Genomic DNA, 21,010 nt, shown 5'->3' on the forward strand with positions numbered 1-21,010 from the left:
CGAAATGCGCGTCGAACAACCCGCCCCGATAAGGCCTTCAATCCCGGTTGAACTGGCCGGGGCTGCGAATCTGGCTGCTAACAGCCGGGATCGCCGGTGAGCTGACCTCGGGAACCTGCATGCGGAAGACCTTGCGGTCCCGTTTGCGGATTCCCCACAGTGTGCGCTGGCCACTACTGCGATCCCACGCGATACCCTGTCCGTGGATTTCCGGCGCCTCCACCGTCGCCACCCAGCGCAGCTCCGAACCGAGTTCAGGAATCTGCATGACATAGATCTCCGGGTGATCGTGGCCGGTGAGATACAGATATCCATCCGGGCCCCAGCTGCCGCCGGAATTGCTCATCGGCGCAATACGATCAAGTACATTTTTCGGCAGCGTCCAACGCGCAAGCACCTCGAACGCGTCATTCATCTTGACGACCTGAGTATTCAGAGTTTTGCCATAGGGCTCCAGCTGACCTTTCTGAACCTTGTCGTAATTTCCAAATGCTCCCCACCAATAACCCTGGTAGCGATCCAGCCAGGTGAAAGACCCGAGCGCGATACCGAAACTGTGCGATGCTACGTGCTCCATGGTGGCTGTGTCCCACACTTCCACCGAACTCGTCATCGGCCAGTTGGGATAGTTGGAGTGGGAAGCATAAAGCTTGCCCTGCCACACCATACCGCTGTCCATATGCATCAGCGGGCCCCGCTCACTGACACCATCCCACTGCAGAATTGGAACGCCATCCGTCTTGCGGTGTTTGGTAATACGAAAATTATTCACTGCGTAAAAAAACTGGTTATCCACCGCAATGCCCTGCCGGGCATCGAAGGTATCAAATGTCTTCTCGGTAACTGCACGCAGGGTTTGTTCCGCACTTGCGGGTAACACCACTACCCAGAGCGCTAAAAACTTGATCGCGCTGCGTAGCGAGCAGTAAAAAGAAGCACTCTGTATAAACCTTGATAAATACACTGCCAATTTCATGCCAACATACTCCTAAATAGAAACCACAAACAAAAAGGCCCTCCGCAAGGAGGGCCTGGTATCAAACAGATAGATCAGAAGGCGTAGGTAGCACCCAGATAATAGGTAGAACCCACATACTCATACTCGGTGTTGAAGCGCTCGTCACCGCCCTGAAACTCGGTGGTTGGCTCATTGTTCAGGTTATTTATGTCCAGATATACCGAGAAATTATTGGTAGCCGCGTATGACGCGCGCAAATCCCAGCGTCCAAACTCGCCCTGTTCAATATCATCCGCCACATTTTCCAGGCTATTGAGATCCGTCAGGAAAGACGCGTTGTAGTTGTAGGTAAGACCCGCGTAAAAACCGTAGTTTTCGAAAAAGAAGGTGAAACTCTGGATTTCTTCCGGCTGCCCTTCCAGTTTGCGGTTCACACCCAGGTTGCTATCAAAGAAGGTCGCTTCGATATCCGTGTAGGAGTAGCTGGCACCGAGCCCGTTAAACGGCGCAGGCAAGTTGGTCAGCTGGTGCTGGAGGTTGAACTCGAAACCGGTAATCTCGGCCGTATCGGCATTTTTTACGGTGCGCACGGTCAGCTCGTCAACGCCGTAATCACTGCCCAGGTAAATTCCGCCATCAATCAACTGCTCGTCGTTGACGATAATGTTGTCGATGTCCTTGCGGAACCATGCCAGGGACAGCACGCTGGACTCGCTGGGGTACCACTCCATGGAGAGGTCGTAGTTATCGGCCTCGTACGGCAGCAGGTCCGGATTACCGATGGAGAGCACTGCGTCACCATCGTCGTTGATACCGAACTGGGAGCTGGCGCTGAGGTCAGAATAATCCGGGCGTCCGAGGCTGGTGGTAAAGGATGCGCGGGCAATCAGATCCTCGCGGATCATATACTTCGCCACCAGCGACGGCAGCAATACATCGCTATCACCCTCGATGGATACCGTGGAGTAGTTACCTTCCCCATCCAGTTGCGAAGCACTGGATTCGATGTCGGTTTGCTCGTAACGCAGGCCCGCAATCACATCCAGACGATCGAAGCGCAGCGTATTCATCACGTACGCGGCAGACGTGGTCTCCTCTACACTGCGGTCGCTACCAAGCAGTGCTGCGGTATTACCGCCGTCGGCCTCAAACAGGTGTGGGTTGCTGGCAAACAGTCCATTCAGCGCCTTGAGGTCAAACCAGAGGTTATCCTGGCTCATGCCATCGACATCGTTCTGGAAACTGCCATCGGTAACCGGGTAATTGCTCAGGGTATCGCGATACGCATCATAGCTCCGGTTGCCAAAATCAAACTGCTTTTCATTGGCCGTCAACTTCACACCAAATTTCACACTCGACTCGGCACCGGCAAAGTCGTACAGACGCTCCGCATCGAAGCGCACACTCTGAATGTCCTGCTCTGCGCGGTCGTTCTGGTACCCCACCGAATGGAAACGCAGATTCTCCGCCAGATTATGTACCGCACCACCGGGATTGAATTCCACAACACCTTCGCCATTTACCACGAAGCTATCGGGCCCCATAACAACAGAGTCATCCTGGCGGAAGGACCAGTCGGAATTGGTTTCGTGCAATTCCGAGCGGCTCAGGTTGACACCGTAATCCAGTTTCCACAAATCCAGGTTTGTATTACCGGTCAGGCTAAAATTCGCCAGCTCTTTCTCCACATCCTCGCGACGCAGATCTGCTCGGATATAGGTTCCGCCTTCGGCCATATACACCGTGTCACCTTCTACACGGTCAATCAGGTCGGCATCCTGTGCAATGCCCTGGCGAAAGCGGTTGCGATGCTGGAACTCTTCAAACTTGCTGTAGAAACCCTGTGCGAGAATATCGGTGGTATCGCTGAGACGATATTCCAGTCCGCCGATGAGAGTGACGCGGTCACGCCCGATCACATAGTAGTTATTCTTGGTCTGTTCCGGGAACAACAGGCCGTCTACTTCCGCCCAGTCATCCTGATAAATTCCCTGCGCCAGATATTCGCGCTCGGTCGAGGATGCGCCAAGATTCCAGCCCAGTTTTTCGCTGATTTTTCCGGACACCGCAACATCAACATTCTGCGGATTTTTACCATCGTAATAAGGGTTTTCCTGATCCGCCTCTTCCAGTCCCATGCGCACATTCGCTGTCGCATTGAACCCGTCGCCATCCAGAGGACGCTTGGTAACGATATTGATGGAACCACCAATTCCCTCACCATCCATATCCGCAGTTTTCGCCTTGTAGACTTCTACCCGCTGTAACAACTCACCACCGAGAAGGTCCAGTGGCATTGAACGGCCGCTGCCATCTTTTTCCGGAGAGCCCGTCACGAATCCATTGACATTCACCCGGTTCCAGTCCGGCTTGATACCGCGAATCGACGCGAAGCGGCCCTCGCCTTTTTCAATCAGGATAGATACGCCCGGCAGGCGATTGAGGGATTCAGCAGCATTCTTGTCCGGCAGGCGGCCGAGATCATCGGTGGCCAGAGCATCCATCACCACCGGCATATCCCGTTTGATATCCAGCGCCCGAGTACGGGACAGACGCTGACCGGTTACCGCCACTTCTTCGAGTGTGGTTGATTCAGTCGCTATAGCGCTATCTTGCGCAATCGCGATATTGGCGCTGGCAATAATTGCCAGGGTGAGAGTAGATACAGGAAATAGGTGACGCAAAGACGCCATGATTGCCCCCAGAGAGTGTGTCGTTGAAAGATCGACGGGATCTCGTGGTCCCGCCGTGTAGTTGACTGCACAATACGGGGGCAAAATGACACTAAGGTGCCACTAAAATGACCGGTCAATGAACAGTAGGTTACCGACTAATCCGGTACCGTGCTTCACGGGTGATGGAATTGAAAATGGTTTTCAATCACCTATGGCTGCTGGCATGGGAATGCCGTAGTTCCGGGCGAGCTTGTGTAAATCTTCTTCAATAGTGGGATAAAGGGAGACGCCCTGTGCCATCTGGTCGCGCCGCAGCTCCCAGGCCCGCTTGCCGGGCACCCGTGCAGCTCCGCCGTCGTCCGTCTCACAGGATTCCCACAAGTAGGTAAGAGCCGCCGTCTGGCGAAGAAAATTCTGCTCACTGCCAAACGCTTTGGGGTCGATGATCTGCAGGAAAACAGAATTGGCTTCATCATCCCCGGCCACATCATCGGCACGACCGTAGCCACCAAGACCCATGGTGAGAATTTCCAACATGGCGGACAGCGCCGCGCCTTTGTATCCGTGGTCCGCACCACCCACGGGCAGAATACTGCCACCATTGGTAAACGCTGCCGGGTCATCGGAGAGATTGCCCTCGCGGTCTTTCAGGTATTTCTCCGGCAACTGTTTACCTTCACGCTCCGCACGCGCTACATAGCCACCGGCAGTGACCGACATACTGATATCAAACAACAGGGGATAATCGGCCGCTGGCGCGCAAAAAGCGATGGGATTGGCGGAAAACAGCGGAGTTTTACAACCCTGAGGGGAAACGGTCTCTTCCGCCGGAGTAGAACAGGTGAGGATCCCCACGCAATTGCGCTCGACAATTTTAGGTAGGTAGGCGGCCAGACAGGCAATATGCTGGCTGCGGCGAAGGGTCGCGGTCGCAACGCCGTGTTCTCGAACCCGAGCCAACGCCTGATCAATGGCCTGATTGACTATCCAGGGACCGGGCAGAAAGTCGGCGTCCCAATTAAACGTATTTCCGCGATCCGACAACACATGGGGATCACCCTGCATGCGTGAAGCGCCACTTTCCAGCCAATTGAGGTTGCTCGCCACCCGGTGCAAGCCATGAGTGGTAAAACCCATCAGGTCCGCTTGTAAAAAAGTTTCCGCCATCACATCGGCCCGTGCGCGATCGAGGCCCGTCGAGGCAAAAAGGTCGCTGGCAAACTGTTTCAGGTCGCGCGCGTTGTATCGGGTGGACATGCATTCTCCTTCTTGGTGCTTTGTCGATCAGTGATCGGAAATTTTTCCACGCAGAGATTTGATCTGGCTTCGCTGGGACTTGCTTTGCAAACGCCGTTCTTTGGAGCCACGGGTGGGCTTGGTTGCGACCCGCTTCTTGGGAGTTTTCGCAACACTGGCAATCAGCTCGCCCAGCCGCTCCAGCACGTCCGCCCGGTTTTTTTCCTGGGTACGGAATCGCTGCCCCTTAATGACCACTACGCCATCGGCGGTAATACGCTGATCGCGCAAGCCGAGCAGGCGCTCCTTTACTACCGGGGGCAGGCTGGAAGCGTGTATGTCAAAACGAAGATGGATCGCCGTGGATACCTTGTTGACGTTCTGACCGCCAGCGCCACCCGATCGCATCGCGTGCATTTCGACCTCTTCCAGGGGGATTTCGACACTTTGAGAAATTTTCCACATATCAACCGACAATATTATGAGCTGTGTTTATAAGACTAACTTTCGTCTATGCTGTGAGCAAACGGCGCAAAATTATACCTCTGCGTCGGGGTAGTCTATTTTAGGGATTCGGGAATGCCTGACACTATCGACAGTAGTAAACAACCGGCCCATTTCAATCCACCGGTATTTTACTCGGCTACCGCGGTACTACTGCTGATGGTCGCCTATGCCGTTCTCGCTCCCGACCACGCGACGTCTGCATTCAAAACCATGCAGACGTGGATCGTAGCGCATATGAGCTGGTACTACGTCTTGACCGTGGCAGTCATTCTGATCGGCACCATCATCATTGCCATGTCCCGCTTCGGCGAAATAAAGATGGGGCCAGAACACGCGGAACCAGATTACGACTTTACTTCCTGGTTTGCCATGCTGTTTTCCGCCGGTATGGGGATTGGCCTTCTGTTCTTCGGGGTTGCAGAGCCGGTCATGCATTACCTGCAACCACCGGTGGGTGAAACTGGCACCGTGTTCGCCGCTCGTGAGGCCATGGTACTGACCTTTTTTCACTGGGGTTTTCACGCCTGGGCCATCTACGCAATCGTGGCACTGATACTCGCCTATTTCAGCTATCGCCACAAACTTCCTCTCACTCTGCGCTCCGCGCTCTATCCACTTATCGGTGAGCGTATTTACGGGCCCATTGGACACGCGGTGGATGTATTCGCCATTGTCGGTACCGTCTGCGGCGTCGCCACAACTCTCGGATACGGCGTATTGCAGATCAACTCCGGACTCAACCATTTGTTCGGGCTACCGGTAGGGGAGTCGGTACAGGTCGTACTGATCGTGGTGACCACTATTCTCGCCACGATCTCGGTTGTTCTCGGCCTGGATGCGGGGATCAAACGCCTTTCGCAGCTCAATATGACTCTCGCCGCCATACTTCTGATCATGGTGCTGCTGTTGGGCAGTACGGTATACCTGCTGCAGGCGTTCGTGCAGAACTTCGGAAGTTACGTATCCGAGATCGTCAGTAAAACATTTAATCTGTTTGCCTACGAACCCACCGACTGGCTCGGTGGCTGGACGATTCTCTATTGGGGCTGGTGGATGTCCTGGTCGCCGTTTGTGGGGCTGTTTATCGCGCGCATTTCCCGCGGTAGGACCATTCGAGAATTTGTGATTGGCGCCATGCTGGTACCGGCGCTGGTGACCATGTTATGGATGACCTTTTTCGGAAATTCCGCCATCCATATGATTCTCGACCAGGGTTTGACGCAGCTGGGAGAAATTGTCGCGCAAGACCAGTCGGTAGCGCTTTTCCAGTTCCTGGAGCAGTTTCCTTTTTCAGCCGTGTTCTCCTTTGTCGCGGTGATTATGGTGATCGTATTTTTCGTCACCTCCGCCGACTCCGGGGCTCTGGTGGTCAACATGCTCTCTTCCCACGGAAGAGACGATACACCGCTCTGGCAGCGGATCTTCTGGTGTGCGCTGATTGGCGTGGTCGCTATCGCATTGCTTCTCGCGGGAGGTTTAGGTTCACTGCAGACGGCGGTAATCGCCAGTGCACTACCATTTTCCGCAATTCTGTTGTGTGCGATGTACGGACTGGTCAAGGCATTGCGCACAGACACGGTCAAACGCACCTCCCAATCCGCCATCGTTGCGCCGATCAGCGCGAGAAACCCGGTAGTGTGGCAACGGCGATTGAAAAATGCGCTTAAACTGCCCTCTCTGGCCGAGGTGCACGAATATATTCGGGAGGTTGGCAAACCCGCTCTGGAAGAATTCGCCGAAGAAATGCGCAAGAACGGCTATGACACTAAAGTTACTGAGAAACACAATCAGTGGATCCAGCTAACGGTCTGCCAGGGGGATGAGACCGGGTTTATTTACGGTATTTACCCCAAGGCGACACTCAAGCCCGATGCCAGTCAGCCCGACAAGGAACTGGCCGACGATTACGATGATGGCTCACCAGACACCTACTTCCGCGCAGAAGTCCACCTGTATGAAGGTGGTCAGGATTATGATGTCATGGGCTGGACCAAAGATCAGCTGCTCACCGATATCGTTTCCCAGTATGAGCGGCACCTGCAGTTTCTCCATACCCTGCGCTGATAGCGTCCAAATTGAGAGATTTTCACCCCGACATTTCCCGACCGAGTCAAACCAATGCAATTGCGTACGACGGAAGACGGCAAAGCGAAATTTGATCCACCGGTTTTTTACACCGCCACCGGTTTATTGCTGTTACTGGTGGCTTATGCGGTGTTTTTCCCAGAGGATGCCACCAGCCGCTTCCAGAGTATGCAGAATGCCATTGTCACTTATATGGGATGGTATTACGTGCTGATCGTTGCGGTCCTTTTGGTGACCGTCGTAATCATCAGTATGTCGCGACTTGGGGATATCAAGCTCGGGGCGGAGCACGAAAAACCCGAATACGGTTTCTGGTCCTGGCTGGCAATGCTGTTCTCCGCCGGTATCGGCATCGGCCTGTTGTTTTTCGGTGTCGCCGAGCCGGTGATGCACTACATGAACCCACCGGATGCAGAACCCGGTACCATCAGCGCCGCCCGCGAGGCGATGATCCTGAGTATCTTTCACTGGGGTTTCCATGTGTGGGCGATCTTTGCCGGTGTCGCACTGATCCTCGGCTACTTCAGCTATCGCCACAATCTTCCTCTCACCCTGCGCTCGGCACTCTACCCGATGATCGGGGAGCGTATTCACGGACCTATCGGGCATGCCATCGATGTCTTTGCCATCGTGAGTACCGTGTGCGGTGTGGCCACTACCCTCGGGTTCGGCGTATTGCAAATGAACTCGGGGCTGAACCACCTGTTTGGCGTTCCCGTGGGTGAGATCTCCCAGGTAATCCTGATCGTTGTTACCACGTCACTCGCCACCGTCTCTGTAGTTGTAGGGCTGGACGCAGGGATCAAACGACTTTCACAGCTGAATATGGGGCTGGCAGCGCTACTGTGCCTGACTATTCTGGTTCTCGGCAGCACCGTCTTTCTATTCCAGGCGTTTGTGCAAAATCTCGGCAGCTACCTGTCCGTCCTTGTCAACCGCACCTTTAATCTATACGCCTACGCACCTACAGACTGGATCGGCGGCTGGACCATTTTCTACTGGGGCTGGTGCCTGAGCTGGTCACCCTTTGTGGGGCTGTTTATTGCGCGCATTTCCCGGGGCCGCACCATTCGTGAATTCGCCGTGGGCACGTTGCTGATGCCAACGCTGATCACCATCATCTGGCTGACCGTGTTTGGCAACTCTGCGATCAAATTTATACGGGACGACGGCCTACAGTCTCTCGCGGATATGATTCAAAAAGACCAGTCGCTGGCACTATTCCAGTTTCTGGAACAATTCCCCTTCTCCCAGGTGCTTTCGGGTCTCGCCATAATTCTTGTAGTGATCTTCTTTATCACCTCCGCAGACTCCGGAGCCATGGTAATGAACATGCTGTCTTCCCACGGGCGCGATGATACCCCTGCGTGGCAGCGAATATTCTGGTCTGCAATTATCGGGGTCGTCGCCATCGCACTGCTTCTCGCGGGCGGCCTGGCATCACTGCAAACCGCAGCCATCGCCAGCGCACTGCCTTTTTCTATTATTTTATTGGTGGCGATCTACGGGCTGGTGAAGGCACTGCGCATGGATTCCGCAAAAAAGGATGCGCAATCTGCGCCGGTCGCCCCCATCAGTGCGAGCAACCCGGTGTCCTGGGAACGCCGCCTGCGCAATCTGGTACAACTGCCTTCGCTGCAAGAAGTCCACGACTACATTCGCGAGATTGCCGAGCCGGCGCTGCGCAAATTTTCCGCACAAATGCAGAAAAATGGATTTGTTGCCGAAGTCACTGAAGATGAGAACGCCGTGATTCACCTCACAGTCTACCAGGGCGACGAAGTAGACTTCCTCTACAGTATCTACCCCAAGGCCCACTTGAAACCCAATGCCAATAATCCGGACACGGTGCTGGATGACAACCACGACGACGGCTCGCCGGATATCTACTTCCGGGCCGAGGTACACCTGAGCGAGGGCGGCCAGGATTACGACGTGATGGGCTGGACCAGCGATCAGTTGCTAACCGACATTCTCTCTCAATACGAACGGCACCTGCAGTTCCTTCATTCTCTGCGCTAAATCACTTGCACCATTGCCGCTACAATGACCGGATCAACTAAGGAGTGATCCGGTCATGCCCCTGTTACACACAAACCGCCTACATCTTCGAGAGCTCACCAATAGCGACGACGATGCCCGCTTCACCCTCACGCTGCTCAATGACCCTGAATTTCACCGCTTTATCGGCGACCGCGGTGTGCGCACTCTGGATGACGCACGCGATTATCTGTTGAGAGGCCCCATCGCCATGTACCAGAGTCACGGTTTTGGCATGTACCTTGTGGAGTTGAAAGATGGAACACCAATCGGTCAGGCGGGATTGCTACGCCGCAATGGGCTCGACGATGTGGATATCGGCTTTGCCTTCCTCCCGCAACATCGCGGCCACGGGTTTGCACTGGAAGCCGCCTCTGCGGTGATGGATTGGGGCAAGACGCAATTGGGACTAAAGCGTATTGTCGCGATCGCGTCTCCCGACAACCGCAAGTCCATTCACCTTCTCGAAAAACTTGGCCTCCAAAAGGAAGGACCAATTACCCTGCCGGGAGGTGACGAGCAGCTGGTATTGATGGGGTGGAGCTCGCAGAACTGAGTGCAAAATACAAAAAGCGAGCCGAAGCTCGCTTTTTTATTGGTTATATATTCATCTGAATTCAAATTCAGTGTGCACTGGCCTGTCCTGCCCCCTGAGGGAAGCGAATACTCTCGACCATCTCCTGCACATCTTTCGGGGCCTCACGGGTCACCTTCGCCACCGCAATCGCCACTGCAAAATTGATGATCATACCCAGGGTACCGATGCCCTCCGGGGAGATACCAAACCACCAGTTGTCCGGGGTGTTGGCCGCCGGGTTGATGAACTTGAAGTAACAGATATAGACCGCGGTAAATAGAATGCCGGAGACCATACCGGCGATAGCGCCTTCCTTGTTCATCCGCCTGGAGAAGATCCCCATAATGATCGCCGGGAAAAAGGACGACGCCGCAAGCCCGAAGGCAAAGGCGACCACCTGCGCCACAAAGCCCGGTGGGTTGATCCCGAGGTAGCCGGCAATACAGATGGCCACCGCCGCCGCACCTCGGGCGTAGAGCAACTCCTTTTTCTCGCTGATATTCGGCATCAGATTGCGCTTCAACAGGTCATGGGAAATCGAGGTGGAGATAACCAGTAACAGACCGGCAGACGTGGACAGCGCCGCGGCCACGCCACCGGCAGCCACCAGGGCAACCACCCAGGCCGGCAGATTGGCAATTTCCGGGTTCGCCAGCACCATGATGTCGCGGTCCACGCTCATCTCGTTGCGCTCATCACCGGAGTAGAACATGTTGCCATCGCCGTTCTTGTCTTCCCATTTGATCAGACCGGTTTCTTCCCAGTTGGAAATCCAGCTCGGCGCTTCGGCGTGGGCGGTACCCTTGCCGTCAGGACCGTTGATGGTGTCGATCATGTTCACACGGGCGAACGAGGCAATGGCCGGTGCGGTGGTGTACAGCAGGGCAATAAACAACAGTGCCCAGCCAGCCGATTTACGCGCGTCGCGTACCTTCGGCACGGTGAAGAAGCGCACAATCACGTGGGGCAGACCCGCGGTACCCACCATCAGCGCGGCGGTAATAAAGAATACATCGACGGTACTTTTGGTCCCCGAGGTGTATTCCGCAAACCCGAGTTCTGCAGAGAGCCCGTCGAGTTTATCCAGCAGATAGGTACCGTCCGACAACATGCCACCGAAACCGGTCTGCGGCAGCACGTGGCCGGTCATCATGATGGAAATAAAGATTGCCGGCACCATGTAGGCAAAAATCAGTACACAGTACTGGGCCACCTGGGTATAGGTAATGCCCTTCATGCCGCCGAGTACCGCGTAGAAGAACACTACCCCCATACCGATCACAACACCGGTGGCGATATCCACTTCCAGGAAGCGGGAGAAGACCACACCCACACCGCGCATCTGCCCGGCCACGTAGGTAAAGCACACGAAGATGGCACAGATCACGGCCACCGTACGTGCCGCCTGGGAATAGTAGCGGTCGCCGATAAAATCCGGCACGGTGAATTTGCCGAACTTGCGCAGGTAAGGCGCGAGGCACAGTGCCAGCAGCACGTAGCCGCCGGTCCAGCCCAGCAGGTATACCGCACCGTCGTAACCCATAAAGGAAATCAGGCCGGCCATGGAAATAAACGAGGCCGCCGACATCCAGTCGGCCGCCGTGGCCATGCCATTGGCCACCGGGTGTACGCCGCCGCCGGCGACGTAAAAGTCGGTAGTGGAGCCGGCACGGGCCCAGAAGGCGATGCCGATATAGAGTACGAAGGTGGCTCCGACAATCAGGAAGGTGAGACTCTGTACGTCCACGGCTCAGTGACCTCCCTGCAGCTGATGTGCATCAGCCGCCGAGCCATCTGCACAGGGCTCTTTCCCGGATCCCGCTGCTGGCTCGTCGTCTTCGTAGACGCCGTACTTTTTATCCAGCTGATTCATCTTGTAGACGTAAATGAAAATCAGCACCAGGAATACATAAATGGCGCCCTGCTGGGCAAACCAGAAACCGAGCTTGAAACCGCCCATACGGAACTGGTTCAGTTCGTCTACAAACAGAATACCGCAGCCAAATGACACTGCGAACCAGACCGCGAGCAAACAGAACATCAGACGAAGGTTCTCTCGCCAGTACAAGGAGGCCTGGCGCCGGTTGGAAAAGCTCATCGCGCAACTCCGTAATTATTTTACTTATCTGACGCAACACTCTACCCGGAGAAAAACAGTTTTGTCATTGATTTCGTTTCGATTTCTCCGCCAAACCCGAAGCCCGATACGCGACTGCGCCCTCCAAAATAGTCACACCCTGCCCTTCCTCTACTCCGAGACCGCTCCCCCCTTCCCTGTCTTCAGAATTGACACCCTGTACCACTGAACTAGGCTTACAGGGGAAGTTTGGCCCTTCGACAATTATTAAAGAGTATCGCGCCATGATCATCGCCACCGATATGCCCGAAGTATCCAGCTGTACCGCCATAGAGTGTGCCTATAACACAGATGCCGCCTGCCACGCCCGCGCCATTACCATTGGTGACGGCACCCATCCGGACTGTGATACCTATTTCAGCAACAGCCATCATACCAAGCGCGAGCGCAATGCCGGTGTTGGCGCGTGCAAGGTCACCGGGTGTAGTCACAACGTCGATTTCGAATGTGGCGCAGACCAGATAGAACTCGGCTACAGCGGCGACTCGGTCAATTGCCTGACCTACGCCCATTGACCGCAACTTACCTTCGAGTATTCGAGTGTGTTCGTCCCTGAGCGGACGCGGCCGCGTTTAATCCGTTTCACGAACAAAAAGGCTGGCAGATTCATATCTGCCAGCCTTGTGGTATCACGTTGAGCAATTAGCGGAGCATACTACTCGGGCGTATTACTCCACAGGCGCTCAAGCAGGTTGGTTTTGCGCTGATCAAACTCCAGCCACTCTCCCCAGCCGGCGGTATTGCTTTGCGGGTCGTAGGCGTGGCCGTACCAGCCACCAGTGTCACCAGACTCCGGATTGATCGACCAATAGCAGCCCTGGATATTTTTCTCGACCATGTAATCGACAAAAATGTCCTGCCACTGTGCATCAACCACTCCCGGCTGAATGTGATCCCAGCGCGCCTGATCGCGCAGAGCGGCTTTCGCTGGCCAGTCCAGGTTGCCGCCGAACTCACCAACCACCATGGCATAACCCATTTCACGCAGATAGCCGAAGTGCTCGTCCCAACCGGCGCGCAACAATTCTTCATCAATCACGATATTACAGTCGGCATCACCGGCAGCATCTCCCTCCAGACCTTCACATTCAGGCTGCGACACCGCGTCCATAAAGCCTTTCTGCACAAATACAGACGGACCGTAGGTGTGCGGAGACCATACCAGGCGGTCTTTGGGGATATCCGGCGGGTTGTCACCGGCTTCAAACAGGTTTTCCCCCCAGTTCGGGTTGGTCAGCTCGTTGCCGTGCGGCACCTGAACAATAGTGTCCGGAGTACCGTCCTGATTACCAGCGGTGGCGGAAATACCCTGCACAAACAACAGCATATGCGGGCTGACTTCGTCGATAGCGGCAAACGCATCTTCGGTCAGGCTTTTCCACTCTTCCCAGGTGTAGTCCCAGGGCTCGTTGTAGATATCGATCCCGATGATGTTATCCACACCCAGCGCTTCTTCAAGGCCAGCCAGCTCGCGCAGGTTGTCCAGCCAGATGTCGCGGTTATACGCCTGCACATTGGTGACCGAATCCGGGTTGCCGGTGGCGGCACAAGAGCTGTCTTCCCGCGGGTAATCGTACATATCCCGATCCGCATCCACGTAGGGAGGACGGGCATCCAGGCGACCCGCACGCCAGCCCACATAGTTGGAGCAGGAATGCACATCGAGCATGACTTCAATGTTGTTCTGATCTGCGGCGATAATAAATTCTTCCATCGCCTGGCGCGCATTGGGGACACGTACGGATTCGTGGTTTTTCAGCACGTCGCCGCTGGCCTGTGGATCATTCGGGTCAAGTGTTTGCGGTACCACCGGGAAGCGCACCACGTTCACTCCCATTGCGGTGATCTCACTCATGGTCTGCTGAATGGTACGACCGGTGCCCGCACTGCCGTTGGCCCAGAAGGTGTTGCCCACGTAAAGCTCCATGGGCGCACCGCTGGGGTTCACTTCCGCATCGGATGGCTCATGGCGCCCTTCCAGACCAAACCAGGAACCGCAATTTACCGGAATGACTTCACCGTTTTTGGTGATATTACCGGTTGTATCCACACGGAAACGACCTGCCGTGGGCTCACCACCGGAACTGCCGCCGGAGGAGCTGGAAGAGCTGGACGAGCCGCTGCCTGAGCTGGAACCACCGGAAGAACTGGAGGAACTAGACGAGCTGGAGGAACCACTGCCGGAGCTTGAACCACCAGAGGAACTGGATGAACTGGAGGAGCTGGATGAACTGGACGAGCCGCCCGAGGAAGAACCACCACCATTTCCATCCACAACCACCGGCACGGGCGCCTGGCCGCCGGGGTTGGCAATAAAACCTATGATCACTTCACCGCCGGGTGCGATGGTACTGTTGTACGAAGCGGCCGCCACTACGTATTGGCTGGCACTCTGCGACGTGAGTACACCATTCCACAGGTTGTTGATATCCACATCCATGTTGAATGATACAGACCAGTCGCTAAGCGGCTCACTGCCGTCGTTGACGACAAGAATCTCCCCCTGGAATCCTCCGCCCCAATCACTGACAATCCGCATTTCCGCTTCCGCCGCCATCAACGCAGCCGACGACGAGGCCAGCCAGAAGGCCAGCCCGGCCCTGGCGCAGGCCCGGTACAGCGATTGCCGCTGAAAGGGTCGTTTACCCGAAACACTTGCTTCCATTTTTCTCTCCGGTCGTTGTAACTGATTCACCACCGATCATCGATCGGTTAAAAATTGATAGATACCAATTCCCCGATAAAAAGCGGCGAAACACTGTATTTTCAATAATATTTTCTTAGTGCGTGCTCATTCGAGACGCTCTGATGCAACGTGTGGAAAAAGAAAAAGAACCCCATAAAAAGATGACTTTCAGGCCATTTTTCTACAGTTGAGAAATAATTAATTTTTCTGAAACGACAGCGTGAACTGTAGCGGAAGTAAAACGAGGGAGATGTCACAGTAAAAAATGGGCAAAAAAAATCCCGGCACCGGGCCGGGATTTTTCAGGCAGCGCACATAATCAGCTGACGACTTCACCGTGCGCCTGCTTATCTGCATGGTAAGACGAGCGTACCATCGGCCCGCAGGCCGCGTGTTTAAAGCCAATTTTCTCGGCATACACGCGGTATTCTTCAAATTCATCCGGGTGCACGTAACGCTGTACCGGAAGGTGCTCTTTACTCGGCTGCAGATACTGACCAATGGTGAGCATGTCGATGTCATGTGCCCGCATATCGTCCATCACTTCGAAAATCTCTTCCTTGGCTTCGCCGAGGCCAACCATCAGGCCGGACTTGGTCAGCACGTCCGGGCGACGCTTTTTATATTCCTGCAGCAATTTCAGGGACCACTTGTAGTTGGCACCCGGGCGAGACTCGCGATACAGGCGCGGCACGGTTTCGAGGTTGTGGTTGAATACATCGGGGGCGTCCGCTTCCAGGATGTCCAGGGCGATATCCATACGGCCGCGGAAGTCCGGGGTCAGGATCTCCACTTGTAGGTTTGGAGATAGCTCACGGGAACGCTTGATGCATTCGGCAAAGTGCTCGGCACCACCGTCACGCAGGTCATCGCGGTCAACGGAGGTAATCACGACGTAGCGCAGGCTCATGGCGGCAATGGCTTCGGCCAGGTGCTGCGGCTCGTTGGGGTCTAGCGGATTCGGTTTGCCGTGGCCCACATCGCAGAAGGGGCAACGGCGGGTACAGATTTCACCCATGATCATGAAGGTGGCGGTACCGCCACTGAAACACTCACCCAGGTTGGGGCAGCTGGCTTCTTCACACACGGTAGCGAGTTTCTGTGACCGCAGGATGCTCTTGATGCGATCCACTTCCTTCGACGCTTTTACCGAAGGTACTTTCACGCGGATCCAGTCCGGCTTGCGCAGGGTCTGATCACTGGCAATCACCTTGACCGGGATACGCTCTACCTTGTCACCATCGCGGAGTTTTTCGCCCTGCTGCAGGCGGCGGGTGCGCTTTACCGGAGTGATCTCGGGCTTGTTATCAACCCTGTTACTCTCACCGGGATTGACCGTAGTCGCTTTGATTTCAGACTGGTCAGCGTCGAATCGTTCAGACATTGTTGGTTCCTGATTCGGCAGCCTGCGTGTTTGCGGCTACCTCAAATAGCTTCTCGTCAAATAGTTGCTCGTCCACCGGTTGCCATTCGGCTTCCGGCAGTTGCAGCTTGCGCTGTAGTGCCGCCACAAAGCTTTTTGCTACGGCTGCCCACTGCGGGGTGGGCTGGATGATCTCTGCCATCTGTACCATTTGCATGCCGGCATAACCACAGGGGTTGATGCGCAGGAAGGGCCCCAGATCCATATCGATGTTGATGGCAATTCCGTGGAAGCTGCATCCCCGGCGTACCCGCAACCCGATGGAGGCGATTTTGTTGCCGGCACGCGGGCCTTCGGTCAAATACACCCCGGGCGCATCGGGGCGCGGTGCGGCGGCAATGCCGAATTCGGCGAGCATGGCGACGGTGGCCTCTTCAAGGGCGGTGACCAGATCGCGCACGCCAATTTTGCTGCGGCGCAGGTCCAGCAGCGGATACACCACAAGCTGGCCTGGACCGTGGTAGGTAACCTGTCCACCCCGGTCTACCTGCACTACAGGTATATCGCCGGTATTCAGCAGGTGTTCGGCTTTGCCGGCCTGGCCCTGGGTGAAGACCGGGGGGTGTTCGACGCACCAGATCTGGTCCACGGCGTCGTTGCCGCGGTTGTCGGTGTAGTGGGCCATGGCGCGCCATACGGTTTCGTAATCGCGGCGGCCAAGGTTACAAATGACCGGGTTGGCGACAGCCGGTTCTGGAGCGGCCATCAAATCACCATGTATACGCCCGGGTGGGCGGTGAGTTCGTCGGTCAGTGCCTTCAGCTGATCTTCGCCGGTGGCGACGATGTAGAAGGTCACGGAGGTAAATTTGCCATTGCGACTGGGCTTGTGCGTCAGCTTGCTTTCGTCCAGCTCGGGGGCGTGGCGACGCATTACTTCGAGTACGAAGTCCTTTACCTGGTCATCGGAGTCGCGCACGACTTTGACCATGTAGTCTTCACAGGGAAACTCGATTTTGGGAGGCTGCTGCTCTGAATCCTGGGTCATACCACTCTCACTGGGCCGCAGGTCAGAAGTGGGATTGCCGGTCACTTGTCCGGCGAGAGTTGCGGCCGGGCGGCGATTATACAGTGCCGACGGGGCACTGGACAGGGAGGAAAGATTGCAGAAGTAACTGCTTTTCCAGGAAGGACTAGGTCAAGTGGCGGCACTGCTAATGGGTAAACCCTTCTGAGACACGAGCTAGGCGCCCCCCCTCAACCCATCCCTGGGGGCTCGGCTGTGGCCATCCAGGCCACAGACGGTCTCAGAAGGGTTTACCCGCTATCAGTGCCTTCGCATCTGACAATGCAATATATCGAGCTTTAGGTTTACTGAAAGAAACCCATCACAAAGCGCTTGATGGAATCCCAAAGACGCTTGAAGAAGCCCGCCTCTTCCACATCCTCAGCAACCACGGCCGCTACGTCGGCAACGGTTTCACCATCCAAATTGACCACGACTTTACCCACCTGCTGACCTTTGGCGAGAGGCGCTTTGAGTTCGCCGTCGATGATAAGGTCGGCCTTGATGTTTTCTTCACCGCCACGGGGGATGGTGACGAACACATCGCGGGATACCGCGACGCCTACAGTGTCGGTTTTACCGCCCCATACTCGCTCGGTCTGCAGCACGTCGTTATTACCGTAGACTTTGTGGGTCTGGAAGTAGCGGAAGCCATAAGCGAGAAGCTTCTGGGTTTCCGCTGCGCGCTTTTCGTCACTGTCGGTGCCAACAACCACGGAAACAAGGCGCATACCGCGTTTGACAGCGGAGGCGACGAGACAGAAGCCGGCCTCTTCGGTGTGACCGGTTTTGATGCCATCTGACCGCGGGGTCACGCCACAACAGGCGGTTGCGGTTGGGCTGGTTGATACCGTTGAAGCGGAAATATTTTTCAGAGTACAGAGCGTAGTGGCTGGGATGATCCTGGATCAGTGCGCGTGCCAGCTTGCTAAGATCGCGGGCGGTGGTGAGGTGCCCGTCAGCAGGCCAGCCGGTGGCGTTCACGAAGTGGGTGTCATTCATACCGAGCAATTGGGCCTGCTGATTCATGACTTCGGCGAAGACTTCTTCGCTGCCGGAGACGTATTCGGCCAGCGCAATACTGGCATCGTTTCCGGACTGGACGATAACGCCACGCAGCAGGTCGATGACCGGTACTTTGTCACCCACTTTCACGAACATTTTCGAGCCGCCCTTGCGCCAGGCTTTCTCGGAGATGTTGACCGAGTCCTGCTCTTTGATAGTGCCCTTTTCCAGCTCTTCGGAGACGATGTAGCTGGTCATCATCTTGGTAAGACTGGCCGGGGGAATCTGTTTGTCGGCGTCGTGCTCTACCAGTACCTGGCCGGTGTGGGCATCGATCAGGATGTAGGCGGTCGCCGCCAGTTGCGGGGGCGCGGGGATCAGGGGTTTATCGGCCTGGGCCACGCTGGCGCTGACAATCAGGAGCAGACAGGCAAATAAGCGTTTGAACATGGGTCTCTCTTTATTCCTTGCAATCGATGTGTGTCATACGCCCGGCTCCGGCCGGGCAAAAAACGGGGCGAGTGTAACGGTTAATCCACTACAACCTGAGGCTGGCCGAAGTTTTTCTCTTCGACAGATTCCCTCAATGCAGCCAGTGCGCGTTGCTGCTCGATGGGCCCGATTCTGACCCGATAGAGCATTTTCCCGCCCCGGTTTACCGGGCTGACGGTTACAGGATAGCCGAATGCAGCGGCAAGCTGCGCTCGAATCTCTTCTGCCTGACTGGAGGAGCTGTAGGCACCCACCTGCAGGTAGGTGTTATCGGGCAGTTTGAAGCTGGCGTCTTGCGGTAAACCCTTGCGCGCAGCGGCATCTTTTTCCACCGCCAGGGTTTCAATCGCACTTGGCAAACTCGCAGGATCCAGGGCTTCGACTTCGACCCGAGCCACACCTTTGTTGATATAACCGAGCTTCTGCGCAGCGGTATAACTGAGGTCGATGATACGGCCCGGTACAAACGGGCCGCGGTCGTTGACGCGTACGATGATGCTGCGGCCGTTATCCAGATTGGTGACCTTGGCGTAACTGGGTAGCGGCAGGGTTTTATGGGCGGCGGACATGGCGTACATGTTGTACACCTCGCCATTGGCGGTCTTGCGGCCGTGGAATTTGGTACCGTACCAGGAGGCGTGGCCGCGCTCGCGGTAACCTTTTACGTCCTCGCGCACACGATACCTCACCCCATTCACCACATAGGGGGATTTATTGCCGGCAACACCGATGGGCTCACGTACCGGAGTCACTTCGGGGGTCGCCAGCATGTCTACCGGTACCGCCGGACCACTGTCGCGCACCTGATCGAACGGGACCTCATCCGGCTCGACTTTGGCGCTGCCAGTATCCCGGAGAGGTACGTTGCTACAGGCCGACAGAAATACGAGCGCACAGGCGGCGCCAAACCGGGCAGACAACCCGGGTAGTGGTTTTATCATGACTTCCCCCTGTGCAGGACAAACTGCGCCCGCAACTGCGTTTTATCGCTCTATTTCGTTATGTATTAAATTTGCCGAACTGCAGGGCCGGTTCAGGACCGGCCGCCCCGCGCCTTGATAATCTCCTGGCCCAGTTCGTACACCGCCATGGCATACAGGCGGCTGTGGTTATAGCGGGTGATAGTGTAAAAATTATTCAGCCCGATCCAGAACTGTTCGCCATCTTCGGTTTTCAGTGAAAACACATTCGCCGGCATGTCCTTGGTGACCTGTGCAGTGGTGGGGAAGCCTTTGGCCTCCACTTCACCCACGGTCCAATTGGGCTTGAGATCATCGTTGACGATGGTCATATCCGCGTTGGGCAACGGTTGAGTGATCACGGTGACCGGTTCACCGGTCTTCCAGCCGTGCTCCACAAAGTAGTTCGCCACACTGCCAATGGCATCTTCGGTATCTTCCCAGATATCCACACGCCCATCGCCGTTAAAATCCACCGCGTAGTGGCGGTAGCTGGACGGCATAAACTGGCCGAAGCCCATGGCACCGGCGTAGGAACCTTTAAGGCTGGTAGGGTCAATTTTTTCGTCTCGGGTCAGCAGCAGATAATTTTCCAGCTCCTTGGTGAAGAACTTGGAACGGCGCGGATAATTGAATGCCAGGGTCGACAATGCATCAATCACCCGGTAACTGCCCATGTTGCCGCCGTAACGGGTTTCTACGCCGATAATCGCAACAATCAGCTCCGGTGGGACCCCATACTTTTCTTCCGCGGCTTTCAGGGCCTCGGCATTTTTATCCCAGAAGTCCACGCCACCGCGGATACGGGTATCGGTAATGAAAATCTTGCGGTACTCGTACCAGGGCTTGGCTTTTTCTGCCGGGCGCTTGATCGCCTTGAGAATGGAGTCCTTGCGCTTGGCTTCCCGCATCAGGCCCTGAAGCTCATCGCGGCTGAAGTTGTGCTCCGCCACCATGTAATCCACAAAAGTCTTGGCCTGGGCATTTTCATCGTGCCCCTGCTCCTGGGCACAGGCGCCAAGCACCAGCCCCAAGCCAGCCAACAATCCCGTGGTCCACTTCAAAACAACCGCTCCTGTCTTCATAAAGTACTTCCAACTACTTTTCACTGATCGATGTATTTGTTCAGTCGCCCTCGCGTCCCCGCACCGGGAATACTGCGAATGGCTATTGTGACTGCAACCGCGCCAAAAAGTGGCACGATACACCCGAAAAAGTGAAGGCA

16 protein-coding genes and 1 pseudogene are annotated in these 21,010 nt (G+C 55.7%); 4 read left to right on the forward strand and 13 right to left on the reverse strand.

Annotation, left to right across the window (positions count from 1 at the left end):
• Positions 1-37 precede the first annotated feature (37 nt).
• From ACYX4K_RS10245 to arfB, 4 genes are all read right to left on the reverse strand, one after another.
• Positions 38-883 (reverse strand): hypothetical protein, encoded by an 846-nt coding sequence (locus ACYX4K_RS10245; RefSeq protein WP_476178690.1) that lies wholly within the window; start codon positions 881-883, stop codon positions 38-40.
• Between the two features lie 167 nt (positions 884-1,050).
• On the reverse strand, positions 1,051-3,651 hold the full coding sequence (locus ACYX4K_RS10250; RefSeq protein WP_475092222.1) for a TonB-dependent receptor: 2,601 nt from the start codon (positions 3,649-3,651) through the stop codon (positions 1,051-1,053).
• A gap of 183 nt (positions 3,652-3,834) precedes the next feature.
• Positions 3,835-4,890, reverse strand: coding sequence for an Ldh family oxidoreductase (locus tag ACYX4K_RS10255; protein WP_475092221.1), 1,056 nt, complete (start codon positions 4,888-4,890; stop codon positions 3,835-3,837).
• Between the two features lie 27 nt (positions 4,891-4,917).
• Positions 4,918-5,334 (reverse strand): alternative ribosome rescue aminoacyl-tRNA hydrolase ArfB, encoded by a 417-nt coding sequence (gene arfB / locus ACYX4K_RS10260; protein WP_475092220.1) that lies wholly within the window; start codon positions 5,332-5,334, stop codon positions 4,918-4,920.
• A gap of 114 nt (positions 5,335-5,448) precedes the next feature.
• Between arfB and ACYX4K_RS10265 the strand changes: the two genes are divergently transcribed.
• Genes ACYX4K_RS10265 through ACYX4K_RS10275 form a run of 3 tightly spaced genes read left to right on the forward strand, consistent with a single transcriptional unit; the run spans position 5,449 to position 10,057 of the window.
• On the forward strand, positions 5,449-7,440 hold the full coding sequence (locus tag ACYX4K_RS10265; protein WP_475092219.1) for a BCCT family transporter: 1,992 nt from the start codon (positions 5,449-5,451) through the stop codon (positions 7,438-7,440).
• Between the two features lie 54 nt (positions 7,441-7,494).
• On the forward strand, positions 7,495-9,483 hold the full coding sequence (locus tag ACYX4K_RS10270) for a BCCT family transporter (protein ID WP_475092218.1): 1,989 nt from the start codon (positions 7,495-7,497) through the stop codon (positions 9,481-9,483).
• 55 nt (positions 9,484-9,538) lie between these two features.
• Positions 9,539-10,057, forward strand: coding sequence for a GNAT family N-acetyltransferase (locus ACYX4K_RS10275; RefSeq protein ID WP_475092217.1), 519 nt, complete (start codon positions 9,539-9,541; stop codon positions 10,055-10,057).
• 67 nt (positions 10,058-10,124) lie between these two features.
• On the opposite strand, the gene ACYX4K_RS10280 is transcribed toward ACYX4K_RS10275, so the two are convergent.
• Both ACYX4K_RS10280 and ACYX4K_RS10285 read right to left on the reverse strand, forming a co-directional pair.
• Positions 10,125-11,825, reverse strand: coding sequence for a sodium:solute symporter family protein (locus ACYX4K_RS10280; RefSeq protein ID WP_475092216.1), 1,701 nt, complete (start codon positions 11,823-11,825; stop codon positions 10,125-10,127).
• Positions 11,826-11,828: 3 nt separating this feature from the next.
• On the reverse strand, positions 11,829-12,176 hold the full coding sequence (locus ACYX4K_RS10285) for a DUF4212 domain-containing protein (RefSeq protein WP_475092215.1): 348 nt from the start codon (positions 12,174-12,176) through the stop codon (positions 11,829-11,831).
• 263 nt (positions 12,177-12,439) lie between these two features.
• Between ACYX4K_RS10285 and ACYX4K_RS10290 the strand changes: the two genes are divergently transcribed.
• Positions 12,440-12,730 (forward strand): DUF1540 domain-containing protein, encoded by a 291-nt coding sequence (locus ACYX4K_RS10290; RefSeq protein ID WP_475092214.1) that lies wholly within the window; start codon positions 12,440-12,442, stop codon positions 12,728-12,730.
• A 140-nt stretch (positions 12,731-12,870) separates the two neighbouring features.
• Here the strand turns inward: ACYX4K_RS10290 and ACYX4K_RS10295 are convergent, their stop codons facing one another.
• The 7 genes and pseudogenes from ACYX4K_RS10295 to mltB all read right to left on the reverse strand — a co-directional run bounded on the left by ACYX4K_RS10295 (position 12,871) and on the right by mltB (position 20,849).
• The gene (locus ACYX4K_RS10295) at positions 12,871-14,880 is read right to left on the reverse strand and encodes a cellulase family glycosylhydrolase (RefSeq protein WP_475092212.1); all 2,010 of its coding nucleotides are present in this window, start codon (positions 14,878-14,880) and stop codon (positions 12,871-12,873) included.
• A gap of 340 nt (positions 14,881-15,220) precedes the next feature.
• A complete protein-coding gene (gene lipA / locus ACYX4K_RS10300; protein ID WP_475092211.1) occupies positions 15,221-16,285 on the reverse strand; it encodes a lipoyl synthase in 1,065 nt (354 codons plus the stop codon).
• Positions 16,278-17,030 carry a lipoyl(octanoyl) transferase LipB gene (gene lipB, locus ACYX4K_RS10305; RefSeq protein WP_475092210.1) on the reverse strand — a complete coding sequence of 251 codons (753 nt, stop codon included), beginning with the start codon at positions 17,028-17,030 and terminating at the stop codon, positions 16,278-16,280. Before lipB ends, lipA begins: the two co-directional genes overlap by 8 nt.
• The gene (locus tag ACYX4K_RS10310) at positions 17,030-17,311 is read right to left on the reverse strand and encodes a YbeD family protein (protein WP_475092209.1); all 282 of its coding nucleotides are present in this window, start codon (positions 17,309-17,311) and stop codon (positions 17,030-17,032) included. Before ACYX4K_RS10310 ends, lipB begins: the two co-directional genes overlap by 1 nt.
• A 323-nt stretch (positions 17,312-17,634) precedes the next feature.
• Positions 17,635-18,784 (reverse strand): annotated as a pseudogene (locus ACYX4K_RS10315) (D-alanyl-D-alanine carboxypeptidase family protein).
• Between the two features lie 80 nt (positions 18,785-18,864).
• Positions 18,865-19,767 (reverse strand): septal ring lytic transglycosylase RlpA family protein, encoded by a 903-nt coding sequence (locus ACYX4K_RS10320; RefSeq protein ID WP_475092207.1) that lies wholly within the window; start codon positions 19,765-19,767, stop codon positions 18,865-18,867.
• A gap of 92 nt (positions 19,768-19,859) precedes the next feature.
• Positions 19,860-20,849 (reverse strand): lytic murein transglycosylase B, encoded by a 990-nt coding sequence (gene mltB / locus ACYX4K_RS10325; protein ID WP_475092206.1) that lies wholly within the window; start codon positions 20,847-20,849, stop codon positions 19,860-19,862.
• Between the last annotated feature and the right edge of the window lie 161 nt (positions 20,850-21,010).

The organism is Microbulbifer sp. ABF4_107 (assembly GCF_056312215.1).

Bases quoted from the DNA above. Each gene is read 5' to 3' on its own strand.
- ACYX4K_RS10275 (WP_475092217.1), top strand. From the start codon at position 9,539: ATGCCCCTGTTACACACAAACCGCCTACATCTTCGAGAGCTCACCAAT.
- arfB (WP_475092220.1), bottom strand. From the start codon at position 5,334: ATGTGGAAAATTTCTCAAAGTGTCGAAATCCCCCTGGAAGAGGTCGAA.
- ACYX4K_RS10310 (WP_475092209.1), bottom strand. From the start codon at position 17,311: ATGACCCAGGATTCAGAGCAGCAGCCTCCCAAAATCGAGTTTCCCTGT.
- lipA (WP_475092211.1), bottom strand. From the start codon at position 16,285: ATGTCTGAACGATTCGACGCTGACCAGTCTGAAATCAAAGCGACTACG.
- ACYX4K_RS10285 (WP_475092215.1), bottom strand. From the start codon at position 12,176: ATGAGCTTTTCCAACCGGCGCCAGGCCTCCTTGTACTGGCGAGAGAAC.
- ACYX4K_RS10265 (WP_475092219.1), top strand. From the start codon at position 5,449: ATGCCTGACACTATCGACAGTAGTAAACAACCGGCCCATTTCAATCCA.
- ACYX4K_RS10270 (WP_475092218.1), top strand. From the start codon at position 7,495: ATGCAATTGCGTACGACGGAAGACGGCAAAGCGAAATTTGATCCACCG.
- ACYX4K_RS10290 (WP_475092214.1), top strand. From the start codon at position 12,440: ATGATCATCGCCACCGATATGCCCGAAGTATCCAGCTGTACCGCCATA.
- ACYX4K_RS10295 (WP_475092212.1), bottom strand. From the start codon at position 14,880: ATGGAAGCAAGTGTTTCGGGTAAACGACCCTTTCAGCGGCAATCGCTG.
- lipB (WP_475092210.1), bottom strand. From the start codon at position 17,030: ATGGCCGCTCCAGAACCGGCTGTCGCCAACCCGGTCATTTGTAACCTT.
- ACYX4K_RS10255 (WP_475092221.1), bottom strand. From the start codon at position 4,890: ATGTCCACCCGATACAACGCGCGCGACCTGAAACAGTTTGCCAGCGAC.
- ACYX4K_RS10250 (WP_475092222.1), bottom strand. From the start codon at position 3,651: ATGGCGTCTTTGCGTCACCTATTTCCTGTATCTACTCTCACCCTGGCA.
- ACYX4K_RS10320 (WP_475092207.1), bottom strand. From the start codon at position 19,767: ATGATAAAACCACTACCCGGGTTGTCTGCCCGGTTTGGCGCCGCCTGT.